This window comes from Blastococcus sp. SYSU D00669 (assembly GCF_054050715.1).
In genome coordinates, this window is sequence record NZ_JBJGZV010000015.1 from 1 (window position 1) to 11,562 (window position 11,562).

Annotated in this window: 13 protein-coding genes; 5 read left to right on the top strand and 8 right to left on the bottom strand. The window is 72.2% G+C overall.

Annotated features, from left to right (window positions below; translation table 11 throughout):
• Positions 1 to 473: 473 nt before the first annotated feature.
• The 5 genes from ACI8AF_RS12245 to ACI8AF_RS12265 all read left to right on the top strand — a co-directional run bounded on the left by ACI8AF_RS12245 (position 474) and on the right by ACI8AF_RS12265 (position 5,721).
• Entirely contained in the window at positions 474 to 1,427 is a 954-nt protein-coding gene (locus tag ACI8AF_RS12245; RefSeq protein WP_456539982.1) for a hypothetical protein, read from the top strand.
• Between the two features lie 788 nt (positions 1,428 to 2,215).
• Positions 2,216 to 3,139, top strand: a complete 924-nt coding sequence (locus tag ACI8AF_RS12250; RefSeq protein WP_456539983.1) for a hypothetical protein — start codon at positions 2,216 to 2,218, stop codon at positions 3,137 to 3,139.
• Positions 3,140 to 3,665: 526 nt separating this feature from the next.
• Positions 3,666 to 4,268 (top strand): dihydrofolate reductase family protein, encoded by a 603-nt coding sequence (locus tag ACI8AF_RS12255; protein WP_456539984.1) that lies wholly within the window; start codon positions 3,666 to 3,668, stop codon positions 4,266 to 4,268.
• A 137-nt stretch (positions 4,269 to 4,405) separates the two neighbouring features.
• Complete coding sequence (locus tag ACI8AF_RS12260) at positions 4,406 to 4,855, top strand: iron chaperone (protein WP_456539985.1); 450 nt, start codon at positions 4,406 to 4,408, stop codon at positions 4,853 to 4,855.
• Between the two features lie 83 nt (positions 4,856 to 4,938).
• Positions 4,939 to 5,721, top strand: coding sequence for a DUF899 family protein (locus ACI8AF_RS12265; protein WP_456539986.1), 783 nt, complete (start codon positions 4,939 to 4,941; stop codon positions 5,719 to 5,721).
• 13 nt (positions 5,722 to 5,734) lie between these two features.
• Here ACI8AF_RS12265 and ACI8AF_RS12270 read toward each other — a convergent pair whose 3' ends face one another.
• The 8 genes from ACI8AF_RS12270 to ACI8AF_RS12305 are packed head-to-tail and all read right to left on the bottom strand — an operon-like array spanning position 5,735 to position 11,551.
• Positions 5,735 to 6,235, bottom strand: coding sequence for an NADPH-dependent FMN reductase (locus ACI8AF_RS12270; RefSeq protein ID WP_456539987.1), 501 nt, complete (start codon positions 6,233 to 6,235; stop codon positions 5,735 to 5,737).
• Positions 6,232 to 6,744, bottom strand: a complete 513-nt coding sequence (locus ACI8AF_RS12275) for an FAD-dependent oxidoreductase (RefSeq protein WP_456539988.1) — start codon at positions 6,742 to 6,744, stop codon at positions 6,232 to 6,234. Before ACI8AF_RS12275 ends, ACI8AF_RS12270 begins: the two co-directional genes overlap by 4 nt.
• Positions 6,741 to 7,247 (bottom strand): flavin reductase family protein, encoded by a 507-nt coding sequence (locus tag ACI8AF_RS12280; protein ID WP_456539989.1) that lies wholly within the window; start codon positions 7,245 to 7,247, stop codon positions 6,741 to 6,743. The genes ACI8AF_RS12275 and ACI8AF_RS12280 overlap by 4 nt, the downstream gene beginning before the upstream one ends.
• The gene (locus tag ACI8AF_RS12285; RefSeq protein ID WP_456539990.1) at positions 7,237 to 7,980 is read right to left on the bottom strand and encodes a hypothetical protein; all 744 of its coding nucleotides are present in this window, start codon (positions 7,978 to 7,980) and stop codon (positions 7,237 to 7,239) included. Before ACI8AF_RS12285 ends, ACI8AF_RS12280 begins: the two co-directional genes overlap by 11 nt.
• An 11-nt stretch (positions 7,981 to 7,991) precedes the next feature.
• Positions 7,992 to 8,819: an ABC transporter ATP-binding protein gene (locus ACI8AF_RS12290; protein WP_456539991.1), complete on the bottom strand. Its 828-nt coding sequence runs from the start codon at positions 8,817 to 8,819 to the stop codon at positions 7,992 to 7,994.
• Positions 8,812 to 9,693 carry an ABC transporter ATP-binding protein gene (locus ACI8AF_RS12295; RefSeq protein ID WP_456539992.1) on the bottom strand — a complete coding sequence of 294 codons (882 nt, stop codon included), beginning with the start codon at positions 9,691 to 9,693 and terminating at the stop codon, positions 8,812 to 8,814. The genes ACI8AF_RS12290 and ACI8AF_RS12295 overlap by 8 nt, the downstream gene beginning before the upstream one ends.
• Positions 9,690 to 10,580, bottom strand: coding sequence for an ABC transporter permease (locus tag ACI8AF_RS12300; protein WP_456539993.1), 891 nt, complete (start codon positions 10,578 to 10,580; stop codon positions 9,690 to 9,692). Before ACI8AF_RS12300 ends, ACI8AF_RS12295 begins: the two co-directional genes overlap by 4 nt.
• Positions 10,581 to 10,582: 2 nt before the next feature.
• Complete coding sequence (locus tag ACI8AF_RS12305; protein ID WP_456539994.1) at positions 10,583 to 11,551, bottom strand: ABC transporter permease; 969 nt, start codon at positions 11,549 to 11,551, stop codon at positions 10,583 to 10,585.
• Between the last annotated feature and the right edge of the window lie 11 nt (positions 11,552 to 11,562).

The following is an 11,562-nucleotide window of genomic DNA, read 5'->3' on the forward strand; positions in this document are numbered from 1 at the left end:
GCCGACCCGTGAGGTCGGCGGCCGGGACCATGTGCCACTGATCTCTACCGCGACGGGTGGGCGTCGGTGGACAGTGACGCGGGGTGTCCGAACGACGGACCTCGTGGCTCTCGCTGCTGGTCGAGCCGCTGATGCCACCGCGCAAGCCGCGTTCGAGTCCCCTCGGCTCGACCCCGATGACCAGGCCCTCCCCCAATCGGGTGCCGGCTCAGTCCCACAGTGCACGACTCATCCGGACTGCCGCCGTCCGCATTTGCGCGTGGCCGAGACCTCCATGGCGACCCGGGGGTGGACCGGACCTCGCGCCGCCGGCCCTGTCGAGGCGCGCCCGGTCGAAGGGCAGCGGGTAGACGTCTCGGTAAGCCCGTGAAGACAGGACCATCGGCTCTGACCTGAAGGGGGCTCTCGGGTCCACGGTGGACGCACGCCGGCCGGTTGTCGCCTGCACCCGATCGAGCGAGTGAGGAGATGTGGTGTCGACGGTGCCCCCTCGACTCGACGAGCACCTCGAGGGCGTTCAGATCGAGTTCCGCGAAGGCCTCAACAGCGAGCAGCGGGATCTCGCTGAGCGCTCGGTAGCCGCGATGGTGACCCGTTCCCAGGAGGCTCGGACCGACGTGCGGGCGGCAGACGACGAGCGAGCAAGGCTCGAGGCCGCCGTCAACGCCCCGCTGGCGAGGACGATCGAGGACGACCCGGCGGCCATGGCAGCGCTGAAGCGGCTGGGCGAGACGGGCGTCGCGCTGGATGCATCGCGGCTGGAGCTACGACGGCTCCATGAGCATCGCGCCGACAGCTTCTTCGACTTCATCGCGCCGCTGCCCGCCGGACCGATCGAGGAGCGGCGACCCCCGTACGACTACACCTGGAGCTGGAACCTCGGCGGAGCTGCCACAAACCAGCGCTTCTTCGAACCCTCGGGCTTCGTCTCCTCGACAGCGGTATCGGGCGACACCCCGGGCGGCGTCGGCGGCCCCGTCGACGTGCACGCCGGCTACGGCATCGCCCTGACGACGGGCCACTCGATCAACCTCGTCGCCCGTGCCGAGACATTCCTCGAGTTTCACTTCGAGCTCGCTACTGCTGTGCCCGGCAGTTGGGCGGACGGCGAGGGTGGCATCGACATCACCGCATTCGAGGATCCCTTCCCCGGCAAGCCGCCGCTGGCGGACCGCTCGCAGTACCAGCTCTGGCGCAAGCACAAGGCGTCGACATTTCCATTTCTGCCCGACCATGAAGGAGGCGACCAGGGGCCGTTCACTACTTGGGACCCGTGGGGCAACATCGCGTTCCGCATGCAGCCCGGGCACGGGTACACGCTGAACGTCGGCGTCCGCGCATTCGCGAACGCCGGCGGTACCTCCGCGGCCAGCGGCGTCAACGCCAAGCTAAACGTCTGGCGGCTCAGCCTGGAGCGAATCGGGTAGGCAGCGGCGGCGCGGAAGAGGATGGCGACGACATGCACAACATTCTGCGCCGACCCCTCGAAAGCGGACACGGCCGACGACCTTCTAATGCAACCCTTTTCTTGTGGCTTGGTTCGGAGAACCATGCCGACCTCATCGACTTCCGCCTGACCAGTAGAAGCCCTCGCGGCAGTCATCATCATCCGCGGCGAGGATCGACGTGTCATCAGGCAGTCCAGCAGAGAACCGTCCGCCGCCTTCTGGCAACGACCGGATGCGGCGTCCACCGCGACCTTCGCACGGTTGCCAACACTGCCGGCTGCGCCATGCAGTTCCCGGTGATGGCGTCAGCATGACGACGCGCCGCACATGTCTTTCCCACACGCCGGCGACGGTGCCAACGCCTGCTGGTTCTAGCTATCCCTTCGCGTCGCTGGTGTGGCTGCCGCGCGAAGGGCGACTGGGGACATGGGAACGAAGCAGGGGTTCCGGCACCAGGCGGAGATCGGGCATGCCGGTGCCTCAAGACCATTCCACTCAGGCGAGGCTGCAGTACGGGGAAGAGTCTCCAAGCACTTGTTCTCGTGCATCCAGTCATCTACTGATGTCGGCTTCTATATCGGTGTACTTCCGTGGCCGCCGACCAGCAAATCGCGGATCTCCTGCATGTTCACCGAGCCGTACCAACCTCGAACGCAACGTCCTGTCGCCGGGTCCTGTGATCACGAATTGGAAGGAGTTGAACTGTCTAATCGCCATCCCACGACCGAACCAGTGAGGCACGCCCACCGGCTGAAGGGAACGCCGCCATGACTGACACTCGATATGCTGAAGTCCGGTTTGAGAGTCTTGCAAATGAGGTCGCCGAACCGCTGGGGGACGCGCTTCCTCTCGTTGTTGAGGCAGGCACTGCTCACGCGGCCCGCATCGCCCGTGAGAGTAGGGCGTATCAGCCACTCAGCTCAGCGGAACGAGGAGCTCGGGAACGGCTCCAAGTAGCCGCGCAGAGAGGTGCGCCCGCCGATGAAGAACTCGGTTCCTTGGTTCGCGACGCGTATGCCAGTCACTATCTCCTGCGAGATATGGGCGAAGACTCGCTCGAACTACCGAATTACGGTGTCGTAACGTCAACCGACACGGCGGACATCGGTATGTGGTGGTGGGGTCAAACCAGTTGGTGGACTCCCGGCCACTTGCTCGGGCTGACGGCCTTCGCACAGTCGGATGGCGTTCACTTCCGAGGGCAACTGGACTACGACGACGGAGATCTCTGGTTCGGAAGTGCTGGCGTCACAGCCATCTACGGCATCGGCAGTGATCGCCTACCACCAGCGGGATGGTATCGGTCCGCTCCTCGAGTGAACCTGTGGGGAGAGGTGTGGGGCTTCACTGGCGTCAACGGGCCCCTCAGCTTCGGTGACAACTGGTCAAAATGCTGGTTGCATGCCAATCAGAAAATCATGACGGAGGGTGGCGCCATCATTGCCCAGAACCACTGGTTCGATACGCTGCTGTTCTTCGACTCCGACGGCCTTCACGGCGTCCGCGGCCTTCCCGGCAGCTTCACTTTCCCGGAGGTCTTCGTACACGTCCTGCCCGATCGACCGCTCGTGGCCGAACTGGAATTGAAGTTCGACATCCAGTTGGAAGGCTCCTCGGCGTTCCGATTCGGGAACTACGCGGGGTGGACCGAGGCGCTTTTCCAAGCTTCTCAGTGGCCTCTGGTGCCTTGAGCACGCCAGCCCGCGGAGCCTTGCGGACAACCGGGAAGTAGGGCCGCAGCAAGGGGGGCCAACGGCGATGGCGGTGCCTCGGGTCGAAGCTCCACAGCAGCCTGGTCGCCCGACTTGCCGGCGAGCATCCGGGCTTTGTCAGGCGGCCTCCTTGCGATGCCGCGGTGCTAGCCAGGGTGGCGTTCATCGTCGTTCGAGAAGGGTTCGTCGGGGGCCGAGCAACCGTCCGAGGTGCATCCATCAACCAAGACGAACGCGCCGCCCCGGCCCTGTGGGGGCCATCAGTTCCTGTTGCTCGGCTCCACCCCGTTCCATCAGGGCGCCCTCTCCCAGGAGGGCGCCCTGAGTCGTCTCTGGTCACGGTCGTCCTCGCAGTCGACGCGCCGACCTGGCCGGCCGATGAGTTGCACCGGCGTGCCGGGTCTCCACGTGCATCGGCAGCCGCGCGCCCCGTGGAGGGCAGGTAGTCCCCAGCGGCGTCGTCGCGCAGATCCACCGGTCGAAGCACACCGGAGGAGCGAGGACCGTGGGCAAGGTGGTGGCGAACGCGATCATGTCCCTCGACGGGTACGTCGCGAAGCAGGACGACACGATCGGCCGGTTGTTCGACTGGCTGCAGAACGGCGAGGTCGAGATCCCGACCCCCGCCGGCGACTTCACCGTCCACCTGTCCCCGTCCAGCGCGGAACACTGGCGGCGGTGGACGTCCTCGCTGGGGGCACTGGTCTGCGGTCGGACGCTCTTCGACGTGGCCGAGGGCCGGCAGGGCCGGCACACCCTCGACGTCCCCGTCGTCGTCGTGACCCACCGGGTACCGACCGACTGGGTCGACGCGCACCCCGACGCCCCGTTCACCTTCGTGACCGACGGGATCGAGGCCGCGGTCGCACGAGCCCAGGAGCTGGCCGGCGACCGTGTCGTCGCGATCGCCGGGGGGACCGTCGCCCGGCAGTGCCTGGACCTCGGGCTGCTCGACGAGGTGGCCGTCGACCTGGTCCCCGTCGTGATGGGGGAGGGCAACCGCCCGTTCTTCGGCCGGCTGTCCTCCGAAGATGTCCTGCTCGGCAACCCGACGGTCTGCCTGCCCGGCGACAGGGTCATCCACCTGGTGTTCCCGGTGCTGCGCTGACCGAGGCCGCCCCTTCGCGGGTTCGTCCACGGGTCTTCTGACCGTCCGGTGTCACACATGTGGTCCGGGACGTGTCAATGCATCGAGGAGCACGTCGCTCCGTCGACACGATCGACGCACGTGAAGGGGAGAGCAGCATGTCCACCCACACCAGCACGAGGACGACCGACGGCTTCAGCGCTGCCGAGCGGGCCGCCATGAAGCAGCGCGCGGCGGAACTGCGCGCCGAGGGACGGAGCGGCGTGAAGAAGGCCGAGGGGTTGCAGGCCCTGCTCGACAGCATCGCGACGATGAATCCCGCCGACCGCGCGATCGCCGAGCGCGTCCACGTGACGGTGACCGCCAACGCTCCCGACCTCGCGCCCCGGACCTGGTACGGCATGCCGGCCTACGCCAACCGGGAGGGCAAGGTCGTCCTCTCGTTCAAGAACGCCGGCAAGTTCGGCCAGCGCTACTCGACCCTGGAGTTCCAGGACCCGGCCCACCTCGACGACGGCGAGATCTGGCCCGTGGGGTTCGCGCTCGTCGCGTGGACCCCGGCGGTGGAGGACAAGATCGCCGCGCTCGTGCGGACCGCCGTCTCCTGATCCGGCAGGGCGATGAGTTCCGCCCCGGGCGGGGGTCTTCCTGGTGACCGACACCGCTCGGCACGAGCACCCCGGAGGACACCGTGACGACCACCCCGGCCCAGCCGACCACCGCGCTCCCCGGCCGCCCGCCCGTCGTCGACCTGGCCACCTGGCAGGCCGCCCGGGACGAGCTGCTGGTCCGCGAGAAGGCGCACACCCGCGAGGGGGACGCCCTCGCCGCGGCCCGCCGCCGGCTGCCGATGGTCGAGTTCGACCCGACGATCGAAGTCGTCGGCCCCGACGGCCCGGTGCCGTTCCTGGACCTGTTCCGCGGGCGTGGCGAGCTCGTCGTCTACAAGCACATGTGGTACGACGGCGCGCCGCACCAGGGGCAGTGCGAGGGCTGCACCATGACCGCCTGGCAGCTGCAGGACACCGTCTACCTCGAGGCCCGCGGCGTTTCGTTCGCCGTCCTCACCACGGGGGTCTGGGACGAGGTGGCCGCCTTCGTGGAGTTCATGGGCTACCGCCAGCCCTGGTACTCGGTGCGCGACGTGCCCGAGCCGGTGGGCGGGGAGATGGGGTACCTCACCTGCTTCCTGCGCGACGGCGACCGCGCCTTCCTCACCTACTCCACGACGGGCCGCGGCAACGAGCCGGTCGCCGCGTCCTTCGGCCTGCTCGACCGGACGCCCTACGGCCGCGGCGAGGCGTGGGAGGACAAGCCCGAAGGCTGGCCCGGGGGGAACCACGCGTGCTGGTACTGGCGCAAGGACGCCGACGGGAACCCCACCTGGGGCGAGACCAGCCGGCCCGTGGCCCAGTGGACCCGCCCCGGCGCGACCCCCGTGGACACCCTCGGCCGGAGAGGTCCGCACCGCTGACCCGCGGCCGGCCTCACCCGCGCGCGACGGTGCGGGCGGCGGCGACCTGCGGGGCCGCGGTGGTCAGCCACGGGTCGAGCGCGGCGGGGTCGTCCCAGGTCTTGTCGAGCAGGTAGAGCCCCTTGGTGGGTGCGGTCGCGCCGAGCTCCACCAGGACGGGCTTGAGCAGGAGCTCGGGGGCGAGGGCGTGGGTGGGTCCGCCGCCGAGCATCAGGGGGACGGCGACGACGCCGGCCAGGTCGCCGGTGCCGATCTGGTCGAGGAAGAGCTTGAGCAGCCCGGTGTAGGTGGCCTTGAAGGTGGGGCTGGCGACCACGGCCAGGTCGGCGTCCCGCAGCGCGGCGACGGCGTCCTCCACGGCGGGGTCGCCCCAGCCGAGCAGGCCGGCGCCGAGGTCGACGACGTCGACGACGCGGTCGGGCGGGGCACCGGTGAGGCGCTCGACGACCAGTTCGGCCGCCGAGCGGGTGCGGGAGTGCGGCTTGGGGTTGCCGACGACGGCGATCGTGCTCACGCGCTCACCCGGTCCCCGGTCAGCTCGAGGGGAGCGGCGGGCAGCAGGACGAGGTCCGCGATCTCCCGGCCGACGGCGAGGGCGGCCGCCAGGTCCCGTGCCCCGGACCCGGCGGCCAGCAGCACGTGCCCGGGCCGGACGTCGGCTCCCGGCCAGAGCCGGTCCGACCCGGGGCCGGCCGCGACGACCGCCGTCCCCGCCCGCACGGCCGCCCCCGCGGCGCAGCGGACCAGCACCCCGCCGCCGGGTGCCGGCTCGACGGCCAGCACCTCGCGGTGGTGGCGGACGACGGCGCCGTGCTCCGCAGCGGCCACCTGCAGCGCGGCCACCACCCGGTCGGCGTCCCGGCGGTGGGAGGCCGCGGGCGTGCCCGGTCGGCCCAGCCGCTCCAGCAGGACGACGGCCAGGCCCCGCCGGGCCAGCGCCCGCGCCGCCGCCGACCCGGTCACCCCGCCGCCGACCACGACGACGTCGGTGCGCCGGGGGGTGCCGAGGCCCGGCGCGCTCACGAGCCCACCACCGATCGCAGGACGGGGGTCGCCCGGTGCGTGCCGAACGTGCGCGCGTGGTAGGTCAGCGGTGGCCCACCGGCGGTCGCCGCGCGGACGACGTCCCCCAGAGCCACGACGTGGTCCCCGCCGTCGACCAGCTGCGCCACGGTGCAGGCCAGCCAGCCCGGGCTGCCCGTCAGCCGCGGCGCGCCGGTGTCGAGCTCCCAGTCCACGCCGGCGAACTTGTCCGGGCCCTTGCGCGCGAACGCGGCGGCCAGTCCGGCCTGGTCGGCGCCGAGCACGTTCACCCCGAACGGGCGGCCGACCGCCAGCCGGGCCAGCAGGTCCGACCGGCGGTCGAGGGCGACGAGCACCATCGGCGGGGACATCGACAGCGAGGCGAAGGCGCTGACGGTGGTGCCGTGCGGAGCGCCGTCCCGCAGCGCGGTCACCACCGACACCGGTGTGCAGACCCCGGCCATCACCTCGCGGAACGCCTCGGCGAGCGGCTCACCAGGCACTGGACACCACCTCCAGCACGGGCGCCGGCGCCGGGCCGCCGCGCAGGGCCTCGAGGAAGCCGACGACCTCGGCGGCGACCGACCGGTGCTGCAGGTCGTTGAGCACGTCGTGGTGCGCACCCCGCACCACCGTGAGCCGCGCCGCGGGCCGCGCCTTCGCCGCCCGCGCGAGCGCCTCCCGGTCGGCGACCGGGTCGGCGTCGCCGGCCAGCAGCAGCTGCGGCAGCGGCGACGTGCTGCCGTACGCGACGTCGAGCAGTCCGTCCGGCACGGCATCGCGCAGGCTGTCGCGGACCACGCCGGGGTCGTCGCCGAGCACCCCGCGGTGCACGGGGCAGTGCGTGCGGGCGTCGAGCTCCTCCGCCCAGCCGCCGGCGGTCGACGCGCCGTACCCGGGCAGCCCGGCGAGCACCAGCGCGTCGGGCCACCAGGCGGCGTCCGGGGCGGGCTGCGCGGTGAGGGCGGCCAGCGCCACGGCGCCGGCGTCGGCCCCGACCAGCACCAGCGGCCGGACGAGGTCGTCGGGGACGGCGGCCGAGAGGGTGCGGACCAGCCCGTCGAGGTCGTCGAGCGCCGGCGGTGCCACCACTCGGACGGCGTAGGCGTCGGCGGCGAGGCGGCGGCCGAACCGGCCGTAGGTCGCCGGTGTCTCGCCCCGGCCGGGGACGACGACGACCGTGCCGCGGGTGCGCAGGCCCTCGGGGGCGGGGATGTTCTGGGTGTCGTGGGTCATGCGGTGTCCTCTCAGGCGTCGAGCAGGGCGCGCAGCGCGGCCCGCTCGTCCCGGTCGACCGCGCGCGAGCGCAGCGTCGGGGCCGAGCTGACGAGCAGCCGCGTGTACGGGTGGCGGGGGGTGTTCACGACCTCGCGGGCGGCGCCTTCCTCGACCAGCTCGCCGCGGTAGAGCACGGCGATCCGGTCGGCGACGCCGGCCACCGAGCCCAGGTCGTGCGAGATGAAGACCAGCGCGACACCGGAGTCGCGCAGCTCCTGCAGGATGCGCAGCACCTGCACCCGGGTGGCCGAGTCCAGCGCGCTCACCGGTTCGTCGAGGATCACCAGCTCCGGCTCGGGCACCAGCGCCCGGGCGACGGCGACCCGCTGCCGCTGCCCGCCGGAGAGCTCACCGGGCAGCCGGCCGAGCAGCTCCTCGTCCAGGTGCACCCGGCCGAGGTAGGCCCGTGCCCGCTCGACGGCGTCGGCGCGCCGCTCCCCGCGGATCAGCAGCGGCTCGACGAGCGACTCGTCGACGGGGAGGTCGGGGTCGAGGCTGCGCAGCGGGTCCTGGAAGACGTACTGGACGACGCCGCGGCGGCGCAGCGCCCGCCACTGGCGGGCCGAGTACCCGGTGACCTCCTCGCCGCCGACGACGATCCGCCCGCCCGAGGCGCGCACCAGCCCCAGCACCGCCCGGGCGAAGGTCGACTTGCCCGACCCCGTCTCGCCGATGAGGCCGACGGTCTCGCCGCGGTGCACGGTGAGCGAGACGTCCCGCAGCACCTGGCGCCGTGCCCTGGCCAGGCCGTGGTGGACGTCGAGGCCGGTGACCTCCATGACGGGGCGGTCAGCCACGGGTCGCCCCCGCCGGCGCGTCGAGGAACCGCTCGAGCCCGTACTGCTCGTGCTCGGCGGTGAGCAGCCGCGTGTACTCGTGCTGCGGGTCGTGCAGCACGGCGGCCGTCGGGCCCCGCTCCACGACGGTGCCCCGACGCATGACCAGCACCTCGTCGCAGAGCTGCGCGACGACGGCGAGGTCGTGGGAGACCACGACCAGCGCCAGCCCGCGGCGCTCGCGGAGGTCGGCGAGCAGGTCGAGGATCTCGGCCTGCACGGTGACGTCGAGCGCCGTCGTCGCCTCGTCGGCGACGAGCACCTGCGGGTCGGCGGCGACCGCCGCAGCGATGAGGACCCGCTGCAGCATCCCGCCGGAGAGCTCGAACGGGTACTGGTCGACGACGAGCTCGGGGTCGCGCAGGTGCACCGCCTCGAACAGTTCGAGGGTGCGCGCCCTCGCGGCCCGCCGCCGCAGCCCCGTCTTGACCCGCACGACCTCGGCGACCTGCGTCCCCACCCGGATCGACGGGTTCAGGTAGGAGGCCGGGTCCTGGAAGACGGCGCTGATCGTCGACCCGCGCAGCTGCTGCCACCGGGCCGGCGTCAGCCCGGCGACGTCCTCACCGGCGATCCGGATCGAGCCGCCGGAGACGACGAAGTGCTCGGGCAGGATGCCGAGCGCCGCGCGGCAGGTGAGCGTCTTGCCGCTGCCGGACTCGCCGACGATGCCCACCACCCGGCCCGGGGTGAGCGTGAACCCGACCCCGTGCACGATCTCGCGGTCGGTCACCTGGTCGCGGATCCGCACGTCGCGCACCTCGAGCACGGGTGCGGGCGCGGCCGGCTCGGGCAGGAGCGCCGGCTCGGCGAGGGGGTGGGAGAGCGTCGTCATCGGGCACCACTTCCGGTGGGGAGAGGATCGGTCGGGTTGGCGTTCGCCCGGGCCCGGCTCGCGTTGAGCAGGGCCCGGCCGGCCTCGCCGGAGACGTCCCGGATGGCGTCGGCGAGCAGGTTGCAGGCCCAGACGGTGGCGGTGATCAGCAGCGCGGGAGCCACCGGCGCCCACGGCGCGAAGCTCAGGTAGCCGAGGTCGGAGGCGAGCAGCCCGCCCCACGTCGGCTCCGGCGGCTGCACGCCGATGCCGAGGAAGGTCAGGCTGGAGACGACGACGAAGCCGACGCCGATCGTCTGGGCCAGCGCCACCGCGATCGCCGGCAGGACCTTGAGCCACACGTGCCGGCGAGCGATCCAGCCGGTGGACGCCCCGGCGACGATCGCGGCCTCCACGTACTGCGACCGGGCCACGGCGAGGGTCGCCGCCCGCGCCACCCGGTAGAACAGGGGGGAGACCAGCACGCCCACGACGACCATCGCCTGGGTCAGGCCGTTGCCCAACAGCGCCGTCACGGCGACGGCGAAGAGCAGGAACGGCAGCGCGACCAGCGTGTCGGTGAGCCGCAGCGTCGCCCACTCGAACGCCCGGCCCAGGTAGACCGACAGGAGCCCGGGGACGGCGCCGACGAGCAGGGCCACCAGGGCGACCTCGACCGACCCCACGACGCTGGTGCGCGTGCCGTCGAGCAGCCGGGACAGCACGTCGCGGCCGAGGTAGTCGGTGCCGAGCCAGTGCTGCCACGACGGCCCGCCGAGGGTGTCCGCGCTCGAGGCGAGCGGGTCCTGCGGGGCGAGCCACGGCCCGGCGATCGCCAGGACGGCGATGACGGCGAGGATGCCGAGCGCGACGCGCGCCGACGTCAGGCCGAGGAGGCGGCGGACCACGGTCACACCCCCCGCTGCGAGGCCGGGGTGACCCGGGCCAGGACGACGTTGACGACCAGGTTGAAGGCGACGACCAGCACGATCGAGACCACCAGCACGCCCTGCACCGCGGGCACGTCGCCGGCCTGCGCCGAGTCGTTGGCGAACCGCCCGAACCCCTGCAGCCCGAAGATCCACTCGGTGACGACCGAGCCACCGATGAGCGCGGGGAACTTCAGGCCGAGGACCGCCAGCGCCGGGCCGGCGCCGTTGCGCAGGACGTGGCGGAAGAAGATCCGCCGCGGGCCCAGGCCGCGGACGACCGCGCCGGTCACGTAGTTCTCGCGGTAGGCGGCGATCAGCCCTGACCGGAGCTGGCGGGCCACGTCGGCGACGACGTCGAAGCTGAGCGCCAGCGCCGGCAGCGCGATGTGCGCCAGCCACGGGCCCACCCCGGCGCTCGCCGGGACGTAGCCCGCCGAGGGGAACCAGCCCAGCCCGACGGCGAGGACGTTGACCAGCAGGATGCCCACGACGAACGGCGGCATCACCGAGATCACCGTGGTGAAGCCGGTGACCACCCGGTCCACCCAGGTGGTCCGGCGCAACGCGGCGAGCGTGCCCAGCGCCGAGCCGAGCAGGACGCCGACGACCAGCGCGGCGGTGGCGATCGACAGGCTGATCGCCAGCCCCTCGGCGATGAGCGCCGAGACGTCGGCCCCGTTGGACCAGCTGGTGCCCAGGTCGCCCTGCAGCACCTCCCGGAACCAGTGCCAGTACTGGGTGAGGAACGGCTGGTCGAGGCCCCACTGCGCCTCGACCCGGGCGATCGCCTCGGGCGTGGCGTTCTCGCCCAGCTGGATGCGGGCCGGGCTCAGCCCGGAGAGCGCCCGCAGCGCGAAGGTCACGAAGGTCGCCACCAGGAAGACCGGGACGAAGACCGCCACCGAGCGGGCGAGGGTGGCCAGGGTGCGGCCGGCCGCGCGCCGCACCCTGGTCCCCG